The following is a 19,981-nucleotide window of genomic DNA, read 5'->3' as shown; positions in this document are numbered from 1 at the left end:
CCAACCATTAATAAATAGTTGGCCATACTTATCTCAAAGATCCATATCTTTTAATCCAGGACTATGCTCATTTGGCATTTCAGGAAGTTCTGGTATAGGAAAACCTTTTGGCGGGTCAGTTACTGTTAATGTTCCTTTGTTTCTACTTGGTGATTCACCTTGGAATATTTCTCCCATTCTTGTTGGATCTAAACTAAAATTAAATTGTGCGTTATGGAATCCCATGTCTACATACTTTCTGCACTCTGGGTATTTATTAATATCATAGTTCGGTACAGGGAAGAGTTTCCCCCATTCAACCCCCAATGTCTCTAAAGCTTTTGCGAAAGCATTTTGATGTGCATTATCACGTACAATTAAAAATGCAAGTGTTTCTCTAAAGGTTTGATTGGAACTCATTTCATAAATTCTAGTTTTTTGAAGAACACCTGTAGATTCAAGTACTACGTTATCTAATAAATCGCTAATCAAATTCCCATGACTATATACCCAAGATCCATTCCATGGGTTGCCAGCTGCATCAACAGGTAATGAACTTTGAGCACCTACAATAAAGTGGTGAGGATTTGCATGTTTAACCGCTTCGTTAAGTGGTGCTGTGTCAATACCAGCATTTCCTGGCGTAGGTTCACCAGATCCAGTTAATAGTTGATTAATTGTATGTTGTACAAGTTCTACATGGCTTATTTCCTCTAAAAAAACACCTCGAAGTAAATCACGATATTGCTTCTCTTTACCTCTAAAATTTGAGCTTTGGAAGAAGTATTGCATCATTGTACGCATTTCACCATAATGCCCACCTAATATTTCTTGTAAAACTTTTGCAGCAGCTGGATCTGGTTTGTCCGGCTTGATAATATTAATCAGTTCTTCTTTATAATAAAACATGAAGTACACCTCTTTTTAAGATAGTTAACATTATTATATTTTCCAATAATAGGATGTTTATTACTTATATTCCTCTTTTCTCTGATTGTGGGTTTTTCCTCAAAAATGTGAAGGTGTGAAACAACCATTTTAAATTTGAGATGAGTGTGGGGAGATTTGAACTTGTATTGCTTTTAAATAAAGTCACGGTGTTATTAAAAAAAGAAGCATTGTTTTGAAGAAGGACGAGATGTTTATAAAAAAGTTACCATGATTTACTCTTTTGTGTTAAGTGACAAGAAAGTTGTTTCATTAAAAGGCCATTTTGTGAAATAAGAGGAAAGGTCTCATTCTCAATTTTAATAGACATTTTAATTCGCGTACTGATAGAATAAGCAGAAATATAATATAGGTGGGATGGAATTGAGAAAAAGATTAGGCTGCTTACACGCCCATTATTCGAATATAGAATATATAGAAAATGCACTTTCTTCATTTAACATTGAATTAATACATTTTGTTGACCCGGCATTAATGTATCGAGTTACATCAAATGAAAATTTCCTAGAATCAGATGCTCAATTGAAAGTTAAAGAGCAAATAGAATGGATTGCCCAATGTAATGTTGATGCTATCCTTATTACTTGCACAAACTATATTGCAATTTTACAGGAAGACCAACTCTCAATATCAGTGCCAATTATTAAAGTTGATGAACCTTTCTTTGATTACATCAGCAATATACAGCAACCTCAGACAATTCTTTTTACAAATCCTGCAACTGTTGAAGGTACGGTAAAACGTCTTAAACATCATGCTAATAACTATCAAAAATCTTTAGATTTAGAAGTTATTGTTATAGATAGTACTTTTGAATTGATAATGCAAGGGCTAAAAGAAGAATACAACCAAGAAATTACAAAGTCCTTAAATCAAATCATTAAAGATGAAAAGAAAGTTATCTCCGTTGCTCAATTATCTATGGTTGATGCATCTCAGCAAGTTGAGTATAAAACATCTAAGACTATTATTAATCCATTGAATACATTAGTATCTTACATTGTTAATCAATTAGAATTAAAGAAGAAAAATCAGTGATAAACTGATTTTTTCCTTCAGCTAAAGGGCGTTTTAATTGAGCAAGGATCACAAAAATTATCAAACTTTTTTATAAAAGGATGATTCAATTAAATATAGAAAAAGCGTGTTTTAATCAAAATTTTTTTCAAAACACGCTTTTTCTATTTGTTCTTTTATCAAGGTTTATTAAATTAATTGAATCAAGCCTTATACAAAAGCTACAACTTGCATTTTTTGTATAATAAAGAGGGCATAAAAGAAAGTAGGATGTAATCAAAATTAACTACTAGTTTTGGGTGAAAAAGATAAGGGCATGGGTTTTAATCTTATCTTTAGCTTTAAGAATAGTTAAAAATAATCATTTGAAAAGGATGTATTTTCAAGGCTTCAAAATGACTTTTATACAATCATCTTCCCGGTTATTAAAAATTTGATAACCATAGCTCGCGTCTTCAAGGGGGATTTTGTGTGTAATAATCTCTTTTGGATCGAATTCTTTGTTTGTTATTTTTTTAAATAGTTCTGGCATAAAATGAATAACAGGTGCTTGTCCCATTTTAAGGTTAATATTTCTAACCCAAAATGCTCCGAGTGGAAATGCATTATAATTACCACCATAAACACCAGTCATTTGAACCGTTCCGTATTTTCTTACGGCTTTCGTAGCAATTTGAATAGGACCGAGGGTACCGCCTTGTAGTTTTAATTTTTGTTCCAGAAATTCTAGGGGTGATTTTTTTCCATCCATGCCTACGCAATCAATGACTACATCGGCACCACCATGTGTGATTTCCTTTAAATGTTCTCCCATATCAGGAAATTTTGTAAACTCAAATACCTCAACATTGTTAATCTTTTTTGCATAATTTATCCGATAATCTAAGTAATCGACTGCGATTACTCGTTTAGCACCTTGCATCCAAGCGAATTTTTGTGTCATTAATCCAACAGGTCCACAACCAAGGACAATAACAGTATCACCGCGCTTAACGCCTGCATTTATTACACTCCAATAGGCTGTTGGCAAAACATCAGATAAAAAGAGTAGGGATTCATCTTCAAGTTCGCATGATTCCGGTATAACAAATGGAGTGAAATTTCCAAAAGGAACTTTTAAATATTCAGCTTGTCCACCTGGATGGTTACCAAATTTCTCTGTATAACCAAAGTATCCACCAGAATCGTAATGAGGATTCGAGTTATCACATTGACTTTCCATTTCATGTTGACAATAGAAACAATGTCCACAAGCAACGTTAAAGGGGATAACAACACGATCGCCTTTTTTTACTTTAGTAACATCTGGACCAACTTCTTCAACAATTCCCATTGGCTCATGGCCAATAATGTACCCTTGAGGTAACGGCATGTTACCTTGATATAAATGTAAATCAGAACCGCAAATAGCGGTTGAAGTAATTTTTACAATAATATCATCTTTTTTCTCTAACTTTGCATCATCAACTTGTTTAACTTGTACTTGGTTTGGTCCTTGATAGGTTACAGCTTTCATCACATATCTCCTTAGGAATCATTTTTCATAATTTATATGTATCTCTTGGCAAAACAGAAATCTTTAGTAAAGAGAAATCTATACATAGTGTTGTTATGAAAGTACGTTATAGCAACTCTTCTTTCTTATATCTTTTGCCCTATTTTAAGAAGAAACTCAATATTTATTCATAATCTAATTCCCACAAAAAGGATAATTATTATTTCATAATTTGTAGCATATTAAAAAAATCGGAGGTGAAACGATATGACAAACAATAATAGTGGAAGTCGTAATGAATTGTTAGTTCGAGGTGCTGAACAGGCTCTTGATCAAATGAAATATGAAATTGCACAAGAGTTTGGTGTACAACTTGGTGCAGATACAACAGCTCGTTCAAACGGATCTGTTGGTGGTGAAATTACAAAACGTTTAGTAGCAATGGCTGAACAACAACTTGGTGGTAGAGCTAACCGCTAAGTAAATTGAAATACAATGTAGCAGATATGTAAATCAATTTCTTTTGTATATGTATAAAAATAAAACCCTTATAGTAAATGGATTCTCACTCAAAGATTATTGATAATCTTCTTTCATAATCTTTGAGTATTTTATTTGTAAACTACTTTCCTAAACAATAAACACGCGGTGTTGGAAAGGTGTTTTCCATGCATAGTAGAAAATCTTTTGCAGGAAAAAGCATACTTAAAAATTTGATTTCAATATTGAACTCAATATTTATTATGATATTTTCGAAAGCGAGGAATTTAAAAATGGGTATATTAAGTGGAAATCCTCAAAATGAACCGTTACATTACGGAGAAGTATTTGATATTTGGAGTTATCTTCTCGCTGCACAAGGTGCAATTGCAAGCCATCAAGTATTTATAAATCACACAGGTGACGAAGATTTGAAGAAGTTTTTAGAAAGCTTAATTGAAAATGATATGAACTCGGAAATAGAAGAGTTAAAAACTCTTTTAAAAGTTAATGGCGTAGCTTTACCTCCTGCTCCTCCAGAACGACCAGTTGCATCTATCGAAGATATTCCTTCAGGAGCGCGTATTAATGATGCTGAAATAGCAGCAGCTGTTGCTACAGGATTAGCAGCTGGACTTGTGACATGTAGTCAAGTGATGGGAAAATGTCTTCGAGAAGATGCAGGGATGCTATTCGGACAATTTCATATGAAAAAAGCGCAAGCAGGTGTAACTTTGCTGCGTTTAAGTAAGAAAAAAGGGTGGGTAGTTCCACCTCCGTTACATGTAAGAAATTCTGATCAAGCTTAAGAAACAAAAATAAAAAAAGTGGCATTGGCCACTTTTTTATTTTTTAGATGTATCCTCAGGCTTGGATTTATTTATTGTAGAAGAATCTATATATTCATCTGACATTTCCATAGCATATTTATCATGATGAATATGATTGTGATTTCTTAATTCATCGTCGTTACGCAGTACTAATCTCTTCATATAAATGTGGAAGAAAACCTCCATCCCGCCAATAATTAAAGCAGCTAAGAATGAAGAAAGTCCAATATTACGAGTAGCATCTAAATTCGTAAATAAGGATGTTAAAAGCCAAATCCCGAAGAAGGTTAGGCCGAAATCTGCTATTGTAGCAATCATATTTCCGTATTTAGGTAAAATGAAGAGATCACCGATTAAATAGGCAGCTCCTGTTAGGAAAAGAGAAATGAGTAATACTCTAGGAATTGAAATGCCTTGAAAGATACCGAGTACCATTAATAATACTGCAGTTAACGCTGTGTATTTAATTAGTAAAGCAACAATATGTTTCATCATTTTCCTCCATTGTTTAAACGTATATGGAATAAAATATTTCATAAAAACGGGTTATGCTATATAGCGTAACCCGTTTTAATCACCCTTTAATGGTAAGAAGTACAACCTGGGTAAGAAGCAGGCTTATACTACGTATAGTATTTGCGGAGTATCAAGTTTTATTCACAAGGTGTAGTTCCATTCTTATAATAGAGATGTTGCCTAAGTACATTGTTTTTATATTAAACTTAATAATTTTTTTGTTTTGATTTTGTTTCTTAAATATAAGAAACAAAATATTTTCATGCTTAATGTATCTTTTTGTCTACATATTTCCCATAATCGGGTACAGCGATTTTATCAAATTCTTGAACGAGTGTTTTGAGGCTTGTTGATAGCAATTCACCTGACATCGGTATCCCATGTCCAGTAATAGCGACCAGAGGCTTTACTTCTTCTAATTTAATGACTGATTCTTTAGCGGCTTTCCAGTCTGTTGTTAAATAACGAGGGGGGCCGCTTATTTCCTGTTCCTGAGTAAATACTTTATATAGATATTCCTGTTTCACAGTAACAAAAGCATCCCCAGCAATTAAAGTTCGGTCTTTTTCTCGGAATAATGAAATATGCCCTGGAGTATGCCCTGGTGTATGAATCCATCTAAACTCTGGCATATGGGGAACAGTTCCATCGGTAGGTAGTGCTTTTACGCTATTTCCTAAATCAATCGGTTCATTAGGGAACAGGGGAGACATTTTGGCTACCATACCACCTTCAACTGTTGGATCTGGTTCAGGATAGCTTTGTTGTCCAGTCAAGAACGGTATCTCCATTTGATGGGCATAGACTGGAACATCCCAATACTTAATGAGTTCAATTATTCCTCCAACATGGTCAAAATGCCCATGAGTTAAAATAATTGCTTTTGGGCGGCTATTTGTACCAAATCGCTTCTCAGTAACAGAGATAATTTCATTTGCACATTTAGGCATTCCAGCATCAACTAAAACAAAATCATTGGTATGCGGATTTCCAACAAAACATATGTTGACGATTTGAATCGTGTAACAAAATAAATCAGGCAATACTTCAAGGCCATGACCACTTTCAATTGAAGTTGCTGGAATAAACTTGTAATCACTTCCGTAATTCATTTCCTTGTTCATTTTTTATCCCCCTTAATATATTTTAATACGACATTATAGTTCCCTAATTTCTCGAATCCATTTTGGGACATTTGAAAAAAATTAGTGGGGGATTACAAAAAAAATTAAGTCCTAGAATTAAGGTGGAGACATATGAATTTATATAATAGTTTCTACAATTTTTTTGAGGAGGGTGATAAGTTAATAAAATATTCATCTTAATATTTTAATGTGTATTTATATGAAAATTACATAACAGTAGCTGATATAAATCCATTAAATAAGACGATTACTTGTACCGATGCTTTTCATAATCAAAGGATGTTTAAGTTTGGTGATGTAGTTGAAGTGAATTAGAGGGGGAATATCTCTTCCTAACTTAATTATATCATGTAAATCACGTTCGAAATAGACTGTTTATTCGTATTTACTACTGCTACAATCAAGAACACATGCATAGTAAGGAGAGATGGTAAATGAGTTCTTTCGTTCTCGATTTTCAGGAAATAGAAAACACGCAGCTTGCACTCGTTGGTGGAAAAGGATTGAATTTAGGGGAGTTATCAAGCGTTCAAGGGATACAAGTGCCAGAAGGATTTTGTGTTACAACGGTAGGATATGAAAAGGCCATCGAGCAAAATGAGGAGCTTCAAACTTTGTTGCAGCAACTAACAAAGTTGAAAAAGGAAGAGCGAGCTCAAATTGGTGAAATGAGTAAGAAGATTAGAGAAGTCATTATGGCAGTAGAAATCCCTACTGATGTAGTGGAAGCGGTAGCTCATTATCTCTCACGTTTTGGAAATGAACATGCGTATGCCGTGCGTTCGAGTGCTACGGCTGAAGACTTGCCGTATGCCTCGTTTGCTGGTCAACAAGATACGTATTTAAATATTATCGGTAAAGAAGCGATTTTGCAGCATGTAAGAAAGTGCTGGGCTTCTTTATTTACAGAGCGAGCAGTTACGTACCGCATGCAAAATGATTTTGAACATAATCAAGTTTCTATATGTGTTGTCGTTCAAAAAATGGTTTTCCCTGAGGCTTCGGGCATTTTATTTACTGCTGATCCGGTTACTTCTAACCGAAAGGTAGTATCAATTGATGCCAGTTTTGGACTTGGTGAGGCATTAGTATCAGGACTGGTCTCTGCCGATAATTATAAAGTAAAAGAAGGCGAAATTGCCGGAATGATGATAGCGACTAAAAAATTAGCTATTTATGCTTTAAAAGAGGGCGGAACGGAGACGAAACAGATTGATCCGGCTCAGCAAAAAATTCAAACATTGTCTGAACAACAAATTTTACAACTAGCACAGATCGGAAGACAGATTGAAGCTTATTTTGGTTGTCCGCAAGATATTGAATGGTGTTTAGTGAATGATACATTTTATATTGTTCAAAGTCGCCCAATCACGACTTTATATCCAATACCAGAAGTAAATGATGGGGAAAATCATGTGTATGTATCGGTTGGTCACCAGCAAATGATGACCGATCCCTTGAAGCCATTAGGAATGTCTTTATTCCAGTTAACATCTTTTGGACAGAGGTTTCAAGCTGGAGGAAGGTTGTTTGTTGATGTTGCACAAAGATTGGCTTCGCCTACTAGTAGAGAACTTTTATTAAATATGATAGGGAATTCGGAACCGCTTATTAAAGATGCATTAACGACTGTAGTCGAGCGAGATGATTTTATTACATTGTTACGAGATGAAGAAAAAGAAAAGAGTGTTGGTAAAAGTGGACCACTTGCAAGTTCGCAACCAGAAGTCGAAAACAATCCAGCAATCGTTACGGATTTAATAGAAATGAATCAAGCATCAATTGAAGAGTTAAAACGAAACATGCAAACAAAATCAGGGGTGGATGTACTTGATTTTATTTTGGAAGATATTCAGCAATTAAAGAAAATATTATTTCATCCGCAAAGTATGGCTGTCATTATGGCAGGTATGGATGCTTCAACATGGATCAATGAAAAGATGGAGCAATGGCTAGGCGAAAAGAATGCAGCAGACACACTTTCTCAATCCGTACAAAATAATATTACGTCTGAAATGGGGCTAGCATTACTCGATGTTGCTGATGTGATTCGGCCATATCCAGAAGTTATTGCGTATTTACAACATGTAGAAAATGATAACTTTTTAGATGAATTAGTTCAATTTAAAGGCGGAGAAAAAGCTCGAGATGCCATTCTAACTTTTCTAAATAAATACGGAATGAGATGTAGCGGAGAAATCGACATTACGAAAACGCGCTGGAGTGAAAAGCCAACAACCATTATCCCGATGATTTTAAATAACATAAGAGACTTTGAAGCTGGTGCTAGTAAGCGGAAGTTTGAAAAAGGGCTGCAGGAAGCTTTGAACAAAGAAGAAGAGTTATTAGAGCGATTGCAACATTTGCCGGAGGGTACACAAAAAGTAGAAGAAACGAAGCGAATGATTCGTAACATCCGTAATTGTATCGGTTATCGTGAATATCCAAAATACGGCATGATTAATCGTTACTTCATATATAAGCAGGCATTATTGAAAGAAGCTGAGCAACTTGTGCAGAACGGTGTCATTCATGAAGTCGATGATATATACTACCTAACTTTTGAAGAGCTTCATGAAGTTGTTCGCACGAATAAGCTAGATTACGAGGTTATTCATAAACAAAAAAATGAGTACAAATTATATGAAAAACTAACGCCTCCCCGCGTTATGACGTCTGATGGAGAAATCATTACAGGTAAATATAAACGAGAAAATCTTCCGGCGGATGCGATTGTTGGTCTGCCTGTTTCTTCTGGAGTAGTTGAGGGAAGAGCTCGCATTATTTTAAACATGGAAGAAGCGAATTTAGAAGAAGGGGATATATTAATTACTGCTTTTACTGATCCTGGCTGGACACCATTGTTTGTGTCTATAAAAGGTTTAGTCACCGAAGTTGGAGGACTTATGACGCACGGAGCAGTGATTGCACGTGAATACGGATTGCCAGCAGTCGTCGGAGTAGAGAATGCTACGAAACGAATCAAAGATGGGCAACGAATTCGGGTACATGGAACAGAAGGGTATGTTGAAGTGTTGTAATGAAATAAAAGATCATCCGCTATTATAGTGGATGATCTTTTATTATGTAGCTGACTTATTTCTTTAAACCAGCCGCATAAAAAGGGCCATGAACTGCAATTGTTGATAAAATACGAGCAATTTCCTCAGGTGTTTCTTTTTGGCCATTATTTAACCATTGCTGAATGACACCAATATGAGCAGAAGCCATGTAAGAGGCTAAGTATTGGCTTGGGACAAGTAAGTTCTCTTTATTAATGAGAGCACCATTCGTATCTTCAAATAGTGTTTTCCACATAAAATCTTTCAGTTTTGTTTGGAAAGATAAATCTCCTTTTGGGCTTAGCACAGCTTTCATAAAATCACTATTTTCATTTAGAAATTCAAGGATAGAAGTGATAAGTATAAACGGCATTGTTGGGGAAGGATTTGATCCAAGATCCGCAATAACTTCTGGAAACTTCCGTTTTGCAATGCTAGAAAATTCATACATAATTTCTTCTTGACATTTCGTCATTAAATCAAATTTATCTTGATAGTGCGCATAGAAAGTACCGCGATTTATGTTCGCTTTCGTTGTAATATCTTTCACTGTAATGGCGTCAAAACCTTTTTCTTCAATTAATTCCACCAATGCATTTCGTATGGCAGTTTTCGTACGAACAACACGTAAATCTAAATTACTATCACGCAAAGTATATCCCTCCTTCATTTTAGCCAACACATTTCAAGAATGTGTATGATAACCGACACATTCACGATTTTTGATTATTGTATAAGGTTCAACTCAAACATATAATTCAAAATATAAATAAACAACACGTTGTTGGTTATTATAAATCAAATTATAGGAGGAGAAAAGAAAATGTTTAAAAATAAACTTTTATTGTTATCACCGGTTATTGCACTACTTGTTGTTTTTATTTTTTCATTAACGTTATTTCCAACCGTTCAACCTCAGCCGAAAAACTTGCCAATCGCAATTGTAAATGAGGATCAAGGAGTAGAAATTCCGAATCAACCGAAGATGAATATGGGGCAAACGATTGTTGATAATATGAAAAAGACATCAAAATCAGAGGAAGAACCTGCGGTGAAGTGGGTAGAAGTGAAAAATAAAGAAGCAGTTCAAAAAGGCTTAAATAATCAAGAATATTACGCAGCATTAGTTATTCCGAAAGACTTTAGCACAAAACAAGCATCACTACGAACACCACAGCCATCTTCGCCAGAGGTAGAAATATTCATAAATCAAGGAATGAATACAGCAGCTTCAACTATGGCAGGACAAATGTTAAATGCGATCGTTGAGAATATGAACAATACTGTTCGCACACAACTACTCGAAGGATTGAAAGCAAAAGGGGCTACATTAACAGCAGATCAAGTTTCAAATGTAGTCACACCTATTGCAAAGAAAGTGACAAATGTGAATGAAATCGGCAAAAATAGTGCGAACGGTAACTCGCCAATTTCATTGTTCCAGCCATTATGGATTGCAAGTTTAGCCAGTGCAGCGATTATCTTTATTGCGATAAGCAAAATGCCGGTAGGTACAAGAAAAGAAAACTTTGTATTAAAATTAAAACAAATAGTAGCTGGAGCAGTTGCGACAATTGTAATTGGGTTTGGTCTTACATGGATCGCAGGTGGTGTGGTAGGGTTAAATATTTCGAACTTTACAGATACGGCACTATTTTTATCTATTACGTCCTTTAGTTTCTTCTTAATGATATCAGCGGTACTTTCACTAGTTGGACTAAAAGGAATTGGTGTATTCGCACTCTTACTATTCTTCGGTGCCCCGTTATTATCATTAGCACCTGAAATGTTGTCGCCATTTTATCAAGATTGGGTGTATTCATGGTTACCAATGAAATTTATGATTGAAGGCCTTAGAGAAATCTTTTTCTTCGGAAAAGGGTTAAGCTGGAGTACACCTGTTACTGTGCTTGTTTGGATTGGTGCGGTAAGTATGGCTATTATTCTAATGACTGCTTTCAAACGTAGTGCAATAAAGAAACATAAAACAGAATTGAACGCTTAGAAAAAAGGACGTTTCACTCGTAGTGAAGCGTTTTTTTGTGGTGAAATGGTTATTAGTCTATAGGGAAAAGAAGAGTTCGTATTTGTGGTTCTTTTTGTATACATGCTCCTACTATTTCAAATTGCATAAAATGTTATGAGAAATAATGGAGGGGATACGATGTATAATTCGAATGATTATGATTGGTATAGGCAAAATGATAAGTTGATTCGTGATATTGAGAAAGCAATTAATGGAGAGTTTAGTGCTATAAATTGCTATGCGAAATTAGCTAATATGGCTCCAAATGTGGCGGAAAGAAATCAAATTCTTGAAATTCGTAATGATGAAATAAAGCATTTTCATCAGTTTGTACAGATCTATACAAATTTAACTGGTCAGCAGCCAAAACCACAAATTACAGAAGAATGTCCGAATACGTACTTACAAGGATTAGAATTCGCAATACAAGATGAACAGAAGACAGTAGATTTTTACTTGGAAATTTCAGATGAAGCATCAGATGCACATTTGAAAGAGTTACTGCGTAGAATAGCTGCCGATGAACAAAATCATGCAGTGTGGTTTTTATATTATTTTGTGAAGACGAAGTGAATGCCTAGGGGATTAAGACCGTTTCACTAGTAGTGGAGCGGTTTTTTTGTGGAATACAAGTTGTAAAATAGATACCTTGAAGGTGTAATGATTATTTTTGGTATATAATGTATAAAACGCAAATTAATAAAGAGAGAAGTAAGTTTTGAAAGGAGAACAGCAATATGAAGAGGAATACAGTTAAAGAATATACAATTCGAATTGCTACTGAAGAGGAAAGCGATAGCATTATCAATCTATTACAAGAAGTAGCGCAGTGGCTACAATATAAAGAAGTGGATCAGTGGCAGTATCTGTTAGGCAGAGAGGCTACGGATGAAATACTAGAAGGTATAAGAGAGAAATATACATATGTGATTACAACGGAAGATGAAATTATCGGTACAGTGACAGTATCTCCTAAACAAAATGAATGGGATGAGCGTATTTTTGGTAAAGAGGAAGTTTCCGATTCTTTATATATTCATAGATTTGCGGTGAAACGGAAGTATAAGGGGCATGGAATCGGAAAAGGGATTTTACAGTGGGTATACGAAAATGTACAACATGATAAAGAGTACTTGAAGCTAGATTGTGTTGGACATAATCGTACGTTGAATGATTTTTATAAGAAAAATGGTTTTGAATATGTTGGGAGTACAGATGGACTTAGTAAATTTCAAAAGAGAAGGGGCAAGTGAATGAATCAAATTCATACTGATGTAGTTAAAAGGTTGATAGGGGAACAGTTTCCTGAATGGGCACATTTAGAAGTGAAGCCTGTAAAGTTTAGTGGGCATGATAATAGAACGTTTCACCTAGGGGATGAGATGAGTGTAAGATTACCAAGTGATGCGGCATATGCACCACAAGTAGAGAAAGAAAATAAGTGGCTACCTCTATTAAGTAAGAATCTTTCTTTACCGATTTCTACACCAGTTGCGAAAGGAAATCCATCTGAAGAGTATCCGTGGCCTTGGTCTATTAATAAGTGGATAGAAGGAGATACTGTTACGAAACAAAATGTCCGTGACCTAAATGAATTTGCGGCGGACTTAGGAGCATTTTTAATAGAATTGCAATCCATTGATGCGAGTAACGGACCGATAGCTGGAGCACATAATTTTTACCGAGGTGGGCTTATATCTGTATATAATGAAGAGGCGAGAGGTGCGATCGAGAATAATAAGGACGTTTTTGATGAAAACGTATTAAAGCATCTTTGGGATGTAGCACTTCAGTCAACGTGGGAGCGTAAAACAGTTTGGGTTCATGGAGATGTTGCACCAGGAAATTTACTCGTTAAGGACGGAAAGCTTTGCGCCGTAATTGATTTTGGTATTTTAGGAGTAGGAGATCCGGCTTGTGATGCAGCGATGGCTTGGACGTTTTTTGATAAGAATAGTAGAAACGTATTTAAAGAAGTATTGCGCATAGATAAAGAAACGTGGAATAGGGCGAGAGGATGGGCACTTTGGAAGGCGTTAATTACGTATGATGCGAATAAGATTAGTAATAAGATAGTGGCGGAAGAATCGTATCGTGTCATTCAAGTGATTGTGGATGATTATGAGAGGTAATAGAAAAAGCCTATTTCAAAATAGGCTTTTTCATATGATTAAATATTAGAAATCGAAAGAAGGAATCTAACATAATTATACAGAATATTTAGATAAATAGGAGGTGTCGAATTTTGAGTGAAATTGAATTAAAAAGGAATGTAATTAAGACAGGGAGTGAGAAGAGGATCATTCTTCGGTTTATACTTGCTAGTCTCGTTGGGGTGTTTATGTTTTTCGTACCGGTTACGATAAATGGTGCTTCGTCCATTATGATTGATCATATCGTATCTTGGGTCCGGGCTTCGGTTCCAGGAGTAGTACCTTATTACGCACTACTTGTTATGGTAATGGGTGCAATTTATCCGTTTTATACGAAGAAATGGAATGCTTCTATCGTAGACATTTGTTTTTCTATTTTAAAAGTAGTTGGCGTCGTTTTCGGTGTACTATATTGTTTTAAAGTGGGACCAGCCTGGTTCTTTGCGCCAGATGTAGGGCCGTTTTTGTATGAGAAACTAGTAATATCGGTAAGTTTACTCGTTCCAATTGGCTCAGCTTTTTTAGCGTTATTAGTCGGGTACGGATTACTAGAATTTATTGGTACATTTTGCCGTCCAATTATGAGACCGTTATGGAAAACACCGGGAAGATCAGCAATCGATGCGGTTGCTTCCTTTGTAGGGAGCTATTCATTGGCGTTATTAATTACGAACCGCGTGTATAAAGAAGGAAAATATACGACAAAAGAAGCAGCTATTATCGCTACAGGCTTTTCTACAGTATCCGCAACATTTATGATTATCATCGCAAAAACATTAGACATTATGCATTTATGGAATGTTTATTTTTGGACTACTCTCGTTGTAACATTCATCGTAACTGCTATCACCGTAAGAATCCCACCCCTTAGTAGAAAACCAGATACATATGTAACGGAAGAAGGGTTCCCAGAGCCTGTTTATAAAGAAAAAATGCTAGAACGAGCTTGGGAAGATGCGTTAGAAGTATCAAAATCTGCACCGAGTATTATGAAAAATATTGCAGTGAACTTAAAAGACGGTTTTATTATGACGATGGGAATTTTACCATCAATTATGTCAGTAGGGTTAATTGGTATCATCTTAGCAAAGTTTACACCAATATTTGATTGGATCAGCTATATTTTCTATCCATTTACATGGCTATTACAATTACCAGAAGCAGACTTAGCTGCTAAAGCGGTATCCGTTGGTATTGCGGAAATGTTTTTGCCATCATTATTAGTAGTAAGTGCACCACTTGTGACAAAGTTTGTCATTGCGGTTGTTTCGGTATCATCTATATTGTTCTTCTCAGCTTCCATTCCTTGTATTTTATCGACAGACATTCCGTTAAAAGTATCGGAACTTATTATTCTCTATGTACAAAGAACGATCTTAACGTTACTTATTATTACGCCGATTGCTTACATACTTCTATAAAGAATGAACTCGCTTTAAAGAAAAGCGAGTTTTTTTATGTTTGTTAATTTACGATATGTAGATTATAAGATGTTTTTTTGTATGATATAGTTAAAAAAGAGGAGGGGAACAAATGGAAATAATTCATAAAAGAGCAAAGTTACGGTTAATAGATAGTGATGATGTCGAAACTTTGTTTTCGATTGTAGAAGGAAATCGGGATATTTGGGCGTATTTAATTTCTAAAATGGATAGTGTTCAAGATATGCAGCAATATGTTCAAAAAGCGATACAGGGTTATGGGAAGGGGACTCAAATACCTTTCGTTGTAGTGGATCAACAGACGAATGCGATTGTAGGGAGTACACGCTTATATAATATTTCAGTAGAAAATAAGACAGTCGAGTTAGGGCAAACGTGGTATCATCCAAGTGTGCAACGTACGAGTATAAATACAGAGTGTAAGTACATGCTTCTCCAGTATGCTTTTGAAAAATTACGTATGCTGAGAGTACAAATTAAGACGGATGCAAGAAATGAAAAAGCACAACGAGCAATTGAAAGGTTAGGCGCAGTAAAAGAGGGTGTGCTTAGAAATGAAAGAAAATTACCGAATGGTTATGTGAGAGATGCAGTTGTGTACAGTATTATCTCGAGTGAATGGCCAGGCATAAAAGAACAATTGTTAGAAAAATTAGAGTTGTATAAAGAAAAGTTATAATTCGTGTTTTGAAAGGTATATTGTTCGCGATGTATGAAAAATATACCTTTTTTCTTACAAAATGCTACTTTATTTTAATTCCTTTTGTTTCATCGTTCCCTTCTGAGAAAAAATTCGTTACAATGTAGTTGTATGGTAATAAACTTATGAATTTAAAACATGTAATGAAAACCGCAAATAAAAATGAATTGATAATCCTCAATTTTAAATGAAAACCCTTTTATACATAAATAACAAGTAAAGTTCCTTCTTTTAAATAAACTCAAACAAAACGATTTGATATAAATGTTTTTTTATAGAAGTATGGATGATGTACGGAGGCAATTACAAATGAAAGAAAATAAGAAGAGTAAGAAAAGACGAATCTTTCAAGTATTTTTACTAATGATTTGTTCTGCTATTTTATATGTAAGTTATGCAGCTTATGATATTTGGAGTTATCGTTTTAAAACAAATGATGGCGTGAAAACGGATGCTGGTATCGTACTAGGAGCAGCTTCGTGGAACGGAAAACCATCTCCTGTATTTAAAGAAAGAATTAATCATGCGATTTCTTTATATAAGAACGGAAATATTAAAAAGATTATTTTTACAGGTGGTACAAAGTTCGAGGCAGAACTTGAGGAAGCCCGTACTGCAAGAGTATATGCAATGAAACAAGGTGTAAAAGAGGAAGATATTTTAATTGAAACAAAATCCCTTTTCACTGAAGAAAATTTAAAGAATGCGAAGGAAGTTGGAATAGAGAACGGAATACGCACATACACGATTGTAAGTGATCCACTTCATATGAAACGCGCAATGAGAATCGCAAAACATATTAATATTGAAGCGTATGCTTCACCAACGCCGACATCAGCATATAAAACGTTAGACACAGAAATACCATTCTTCTTTAAAGAATTATTCTCGTACATTGGATATGTAACCTCGTTGCCATTAAAGGCATTGAAGGGAGACTAATAAGAAAAGAACCTATCTTTAAATAGGAACTTTTCTTATTAGTTAAAAACATTGTATTTTTATCGGAATAGTGAAACAATAGAGAGGTAGCTTCATATAATCATAATGACAAAATGAACGGTTTATGAATCGAGCATAAAGGAGATTATAGTATGGCACTCTCATTTGTTGAAACAGAAAAACAATCTTTCATTATTGAACAAATAAATAAATTGATTCCGAAGTTCATGGAAAGGGAGCATCAACTAAGTGAATTAGGATCATTTCCGTATGAAAATATAAATGATTTGAAAGATATCGGATATACGAAATTAACGTTACCGAAGGAATTTGGTGGTAGTGCGATTTCTTTATATGACTTCGTTTTATTTCAAGAGAAAATTGCGGAAGGCTGCGGAGCTACTGCATTATCGATTGGCTGGCATATTGGCATTGTGAAAGAACTAGCGGAAAACCGCTCTTGGAATGATGAGATGTTCAAATGGTTTTGCGAGGAAGTGCGTAATGGTGCGCTCTTTAACCGAGCAGCAACAGAGCCGAAAACAGGGAGTCCGACGCGTGGCGGTAAGCCAGAAACAATAGCGGTTCAACAAGGCGAGAAGTGGGTTATAAATGGAAGAAAAACTTTTACAACGATGGCGCCAGTACTTGATTATTTTATTATTTCAGCAAGTATTGAAGGCAAAGAAGAAGTTGGTGAGTTTGTCATTCCAAGAAATACACTCGGTGTATCCATTGAAGAAACGTGGGATAGCGTTGCAATGCGAGGGACTGCTAGTCACGACCTTGTCTTACAAAATGTAGAGATAGAAAGTCGCTTTTTTACAGATGTAAAGGGCGGGAAAGTGAAACAAAAGGGTATTGGCTGGTTGCTACATATACCAGCATGTTATTTAGGAATTGCACAATCAGCAAGAAATTATGCAGTTCAGTTTGCGGAATCATACAAGCCAAATAGTTTAAACCATTCTATTAGTTTATTACCGAATGTTAGAAGATTAGTCGGAGAGTTAGAACTCGAGCTTATGCAAGCTCGCGTCTTTTTATATCAAATTGCGAAAAAATACGATGAGGCAGAAGATAAACTGTCACTGCAAGCAGAATTAGCGGCAGTGAAATACGCCGTAACAAATGCGGCGATATCCATAGTGGATAAATCAATGCGCATCGTAGGAGCAAAAAGTTTATCAGAAAAAAATCCGCTTCACCGTTACTATTTAAACGTCAGAGCAGGACTACACAATCCGCCGATGGATGATGCAACACTATCTATGTTGGCGGATGCGGCGTTTCGGTCGTAGTTTTTTTAGCTTGAACTTTATTATTTAAGTGCAATATAGTTGTTTTGAAAGCACGTGTTTGATTAGTAATCGAACACGTGCTTTTTATTAGTTGGATATACTAGTTTAAAAAGCACGCGTTTTAATATAAATGGTTATCATGATTTTGTAAGTGTTCCTTGATGGAAAAACATTTGCCATCTTCCCTCTATCAGTTTCCAAATGGAGCTTCGCAAAGTATTCTGCATTCTAGTTTCATCTCTTACACGATATGTTGCCAACACTGTATCGTCCGATATAGAGTATATTTCAAAATTAGAAAGAGTCATTTCTCTTACACTAAGTCCGTCTCCACCAACAGAGTCCTTCTTATACCAAATGTTTCCTGAACTTCCAAACTCAAAAAAATTGTCTGCAAGTAATTTGTCCAGTTCAGCTGGATTTGTACGAGTTTTAGGTTCTAATAGTTTTTCCTCTAGTTCACATAAATGCTTTTTTAATTCGGAGTGCTTTTTCACGTGATCATCCCCATATATTAATTATTGTACAACAACTAAACTGCTCTTTTTTTTACTAACGAAAAGGATTTTAACTAGTTAGATAATTGGTTGCGTATTATTATAATGCCAGTATAGAAGCGTTGTAAACATTTGTCTTATCTAATCCCAAATTAAAGGTCTTTCCAAATCTACCATTCGTAAATATTGTAAAAATTGACCAGCATGGACCGCATCATGATAGGCAATTCGTAATAGCATGTCGCCTAAATATCGTTGATAGCCAACATCGCTTCGATCAATAAGTCTTGAATCTAGCTCTGTTATGCTTATGGATTGAACATATTCTATAAAGTCAGTAAAGTATGATTGTGCCAATTCAATTTCTTTTTTTACACAAGTAATTGGCTCGTCATCATACGGGATATGTATGTCATTTATTGAGCCGTTGTTTTTTAAAATCATATGATAGTAAAAAGTTGAGGTCCAAACATGACGAATCATCTCACCAAAGGACATGGCCTCATGATCAGGCTTCCAATTAAGAAAATTATCGGGAAGAGAATTCCATAACTTTTCTGAGCGCCTTCTTGTTTCTTTCAAATTTAATATACTAAGATCAATTACGTTCATAATACATTCTCCTTTACTATTAAACTTAAAATAATTGTATCAATTTAACAGTTAGGGTATCATCGAAATATGAATGTATATCCGAATATCTCATATATAGCTAAACTAATTGCTGAACCTACAAGAGCAATTATCTTAGATTGTTTAATGAACAATCAGGCACTACCTGCTAGCGAATTGGCTTATAAGGCAAAAGTGTCACATCCAACGATTAGTTCTCATCTTTCTAAATTAGTAGAGGGGAATCTACTTACAGTTGAACAACATGGTAGACATCGTTACTATCGACTTGCTAATCAAGAGGTAGCAGAAGTTCTTGAAAAGTTGGGAACAATTGCACCAACAGTCCAAGTTCGGTCTTTAAAACAATCTGATCAGCTAAAACAAATTCGTTATGCTCGAACTTGTTATGATCATCTTGCAGGCAGACTCGGTGTAGAGATAACCGAAAAATTATTAGATAAGGAATTTATAATTTTAGAGAAAGGAGAATACATTGTAACGGAACAAGGTAAGCAGTGGTTTCTGAATTTTGGAATAAATATTGAAACGGCAGATATAAAGAGAAGAATATTTGCAAAACCTTGTCTTGATTGGAGTGAACGACGCTACCATATTGCTGGTTGGTTAGGATCTGCAATAGCAAAACTATTTTTTGAACAGGAATGGATTACAAAAACAGATAAGAATCGGGCTGTTCATCTTACAAAAAAAGGTATGAAGTTCTTGAAAGAACAATTAGGCATTGACATGGAAAATAAAAAATCCTATTAAAATGCAGTGTCTCCTGTCGAGTAAACGGCATGAAATAACCTGAGTCTATATTTATATAGACT

At 35.1% G+C, this 19,981-nt stretch carries 20 protein-coding genes; 13 read left to right on the top strand and 7 right to left on the bottom strand.

Translation table 11 applies throughout. From position 1 onward, the window contains the following. Positions 1-33: 33 nt before the first annotated feature. Positions 34-888: a manganese catalase family protein gene (locus tag DN394_RS26655; RefSeq protein WP_141475052.1), complete on the bottom strand. Its 855-nt coding sequence runs from the start codon at positions 886-888 to the stop codon at positions 34-36. A gap of 396 nt (positions 889-1,284) precedes the next feature. Between DN394_RS26655 and DN394_RS26650 the strand changes: the two genes are divergently transcribed. After that, the gene (locus DN394_RS26650; protein WP_097915283.1) at positions 1,285-1,965 is read left to right on the top strand and encodes a hypothetical protein; all 681 of its coding nucleotides are present in this window, start codon (positions 1,285-1,287) and stop codon (positions 1,963-1,965) included. Positions 1,966-2,326: 361 nt separating this feature from the next. On the opposite strand, the gene DN394_RS26645 is transcribed toward DN394_RS26650, so the two are convergent. Then, a complete protein-coding gene (locus DN394_RS26645) occupies positions 2,327-3,460 on the bottom strand; it encodes a zinc-dependent alcohol dehydrogenase (protein ID WP_097915285.1) in 1,134 nt (377 codons plus the stop codon). A gap of 246 nt (positions 3,461-3,706) precedes the next feature. Between DN394_RS26645 and sasP the strand changes: the two genes are divergently transcribed. Together sasP and DN394_RS26635 are read left to right on the top strand one after the other, a co-directional pair. Then, positions 3,707-3,919, top strand: coding sequence for a small acid-soluble spore protein, SasP family (gene sasP, locus DN394_RS26640; RefSeq protein ID WP_046959866.1), 213 nt, complete (start codon positions 3,707-3,709; stop codon positions 3,917-3,919). Between the two features lie 293 nt (positions 3,920-4,212). Further along, on the top strand, positions 4,213-4,728 hold the full coding sequence (locus tag DN394_RS26635; protein WP_149294412.1) for a DUF3231 family protein: 516 nt from the start codon (positions 4,213-4,215) through the stop codon (positions 4,726-4,728). A gap of 36 nt (positions 4,729-4,764) precedes the next feature. Here DN394_RS26635 and DN394_RS26630 read toward each other — a convergent pair whose 3' ends face one another. Together DN394_RS26630 and DN394_RS26625 are read right to left on the bottom strand one after the other, a co-directional pair. Then, a complete protein-coding gene (locus tag DN394_RS26630; RefSeq protein ID WP_149294411.1) occupies positions 4,765-5,241 on the bottom strand; it encodes a YndM family protein in 477 nt (158 codons plus the stop codon). Positions 5,242-5,531: 290 nt separating this feature from the next. Continuing rightward, entirely contained in the window at positions 5,532-6,389 is an 858-nt protein-coding gene (locus DN394_RS26625) for an MBL fold metallo-hydrolase (protein WP_098849262.1), read from the bottom strand. Positions 6,390-6,844: 455 nt separating this feature from the next. Between DN394_RS26625 and ppsA the strand changes: the two genes are divergently transcribed. Then, positions 6,845-9,451, top strand: a complete 2,607-nt coding sequence (ppsA, locus tag DN394_RS26615) for a phosphoenolpyruvate synthase (protein ID WP_149294409.1) — start codon at positions 6,845-6,847, stop codon at positions 9,449-9,451. Between the two features lie 55 nt (positions 9,452-9,506). Here the strand turns inward: ppsA and DN394_RS26610 are convergent, their stop codons facing one another. Further along, on the bottom strand, positions 9,507-10,124 hold the full coding sequence (locus DN394_RS26610; RefSeq protein ID WP_001205697.1) for a TetR/AcrR family transcriptional regulator: 618 nt from the start codon (positions 10,122-10,124) through the stop codon (positions 9,507-9,509). A 132-nt stretch (positions 10,125-10,256) separates the two neighbouring features. Between DN394_RS26610 and DN394_RS26605 the strand changes: the two genes are divergently transcribed. From DN394_RS26605 to DN394_RS26570, 8 genes are all read left to right on the top strand, one after another. Further along, complete coding sequence (locus DN394_RS26605) at positions 10,257-11,477, top strand: YhgE/Pip domain-containing protein (RefSeq protein ID WP_098209070.1); 1,221 nt, start codon at positions 10,257-10,259, stop codon at positions 11,475-11,477. A 159-nt stretch (positions 11,478-11,636) separates the two neighbouring features. Continuing rightward, on the top strand, positions 11,637-12,071 hold the full coding sequence (locus tag DN394_RS26600; protein ID WP_000282807.1) for a ferritin-like domain-containing protein: 435 nt from the start codon (positions 11,637-11,639) through the stop codon (positions 12,069-12,071). Positions 12,072-12,235: 164 nt separating this feature from the next. Continuing rightward, positions 12,236-12,751: a GNAT family N-acetyltransferase gene (locus tag DN394_RS26595; protein ID WP_098209071.1), complete on the top strand. Its 516-nt coding sequence runs from the start codon at positions 12,236-12,238 to the stop codon at positions 12,749-12,751. Then, positions 12,752-13,630, top strand: a complete 879-nt coding sequence (locus tag DN394_RS26590) for an aminoglycoside phosphotransferase family protein (RefSeq protein WP_098209072.1) — start codon at positions 12,752-12,754, stop codon at positions 13,628-13,630. 113 nt (positions 13,631-13,743) lie between these two features. After that, on the top strand, positions 13,744-15,072 hold the full coding sequence (locus DN394_RS26585) for a YjiH family protein (protein ID WP_098209073.1): 1,329 nt from the start codon (positions 13,744-13,746) through the stop codon (positions 15,070-15,072). A 112-nt stretch (positions 15,073-15,184) separates the two neighbouring features. After that, positions 15,185-15,772, top strand: coding sequence for a GNAT family N-acetyltransferase (locus tag DN394_RS26580; protein WP_098128174.1), 588 nt, complete (start codon positions 15,185-15,187; stop codon positions 15,770-15,772). 330 nt (positions 15,773-16,102) lie between these two features. Further along, positions 16,103-16,735, top strand: coding sequence for a YdcF family protein (locus tag DN394_RS26575; protein WP_000662231.1), 633 nt, complete (start codon positions 16,103-16,105; stop codon positions 16,733-16,735). Positions 16,736-16,887: 152 nt separating this feature from the next. Beyond that, the gene (locus tag DN394_RS26570) at positions 16,888-18,036 is read left to right on the top strand and encodes an acyl-CoA dehydrogenase family protein (RefSeq protein WP_046959856.1); all 1,149 of its coding nucleotides are present in this window, start codon (positions 16,888-16,890) and stop codon (positions 18,034-18,036) included. A 137-nt stretch (positions 18,037-18,173) separates the two neighbouring features. On the opposite strand, the gene DN394_RS26565 is transcribed toward DN394_RS26570, so the two are convergent. Together DN394_RS26565 and DN394_RS26560 are read right to left on the bottom strand one after the other, a co-directional pair. After that, on the bottom strand, positions 18,174-18,533 hold the full coding sequence (locus tag DN394_RS26565; RefSeq protein WP_098128178.1) for a nuclear transport factor 2 family protein: 360 nt from the start codon (positions 18,531-18,533) through the stop codon (positions 18,174-18,176). 141 nt (positions 18,534-18,674) lie between these two features. After that, complete coding sequence (locus DN394_RS26560) at positions 18,675-19,145, bottom strand: DinB family protein (RefSeq protein WP_097915309.1); 471 nt, start codon at positions 19,143-19,145, stop codon at positions 18,675-18,677. A 69-nt stretch (positions 19,146-19,214) separates the two neighbouring features. On the opposite strand from DN394_RS26560, the gene DN394_RS26555 reads away from it, so the two are divergent. Continuing rightward, complete coding sequence (locus DN394_RS26555) at positions 19,215-19,919, top strand: ArsR/SmtB family transcription factor (RefSeq protein WP_098084614.1); 705 nt, start codon at positions 19,215-19,217, stop codon at positions 19,917-19,919. Positions 19,920-19,981 lie beyond the last annotated feature (62 nt).

This window comes from Bacillus sp. BB081, assembly GCF_008368895.1.
Taxonomy (GTDB): Bacteria; Bacillota; Bacilli; order Bacillales; family Bacillaceae_G; genus Bacillus_A; species Bacillus_A wiedmannii.
Note: the sequence above shows the minus strand (reverse complement) of the source record. Positions and strands in the feature narration are given on the sequence as shown.

Coding starts and splice junctions, on each gene's coding strand:
- DN394_RS26655 (WP_141475052.1), bottom strand. CDS start 888: ATGTTTTATTATAAAGAAGAACTGATTAATATTATCAAGCCGGACAAA.
- DN394_RS26650 (WP_097915283.1), top strand. CDS start 1,285: ATGGAATTGAGAAAAAGATTAGGCTGCTTACACGCCCATTATTCGAAT.
- DN394_RS26645 (WP_097915285.1), bottom strand. CDS start 3,460: ATGAAAGCTGTAACCTATCAAGGACCAAACCAAGTACAAGTTAAACAA.
- sasP (WP_046959866.1), top strand. CDS start 3,707: ATGACAAACAATAATAGTGGAAGTCGTAATGAATTGTTAGTTCGAGGT.
- DN394_RS26635 (WP_149294412.1), top strand. CDS start 4,213: ATGGGTATATTAAGTGGAAATCCTCAAAATGAACCGTTACATTACGGA.
- DN394_RS26630 (WP_149294411.1), bottom strand. CDS start 5,241: ATGAAACATATTGTTGCTTTACTAATTAAATACACAGCGTTAACTGCA.
- DN394_RS26625 (WP_098849262.1), bottom strand. CDS start 6,389: ATGAACAAGGAAATGAATTACGGAAGTGATTACAAGTTTATTCCAGCA.
- ppsA (WP_149294409.1), top strand. CDS start 6,845: ATGAGTTCTTTCGTTCTCGATTTTCAGGAAATAGAAAACACGCAGCTT.
- DN394_RS26600 (WP_000282807.1), top strand. CDS start 11,637: ATGTATAATTCGAATGATTATGATTGGTATAGGCAAAATGATAAGTTG.
- DN394_RS26595 (WP_098209071.1), top strand. CDS start 12,236: ATGAAGAGGAATACAGTTAAAGAATATACAATTCGAATTGCTACTGAA.
- DN394_RS26590 (WP_098209072.1), top strand. CDS start 12,752: ATGAATCAAATTCATACTGATGTAGTTAAAAGGTTGATAGGGGAACAG.
- DN394_RS26580 (WP_098128174.1), top strand. CDS start 15,185: ATGGAAATAATTCATAAAAGAGCAAAGTTACGGTTAATAGATAGTGAT.
- DN394_RS26575 (WP_000662231.1), top strand. CDS start 16,103: ATGAAAGAAAATAAGAAGAGTAAGAAAAGACGAATCTTTCAAGTATTT.
- DN394_RS26570 (WP_046959856.1), top strand. CDS start 16,888: ATGGCACTCTCATTTGTTGAAACAGAAAAACAATCTTTCATTATTGAA.
- DN394_RS26560 (WP_097915309.1), bottom strand. CDS start 19,145: ATGAACGTAATTGATCTTAGTATATTAAATTTGAAAGAAACAAGAAGG.
- DN394_RS26555 (WP_098084614.1), top strand. CDS start 19,215: ATGAATGTATATCCGAATATCTCATATATAGCTAAACTAATTGCTGAA.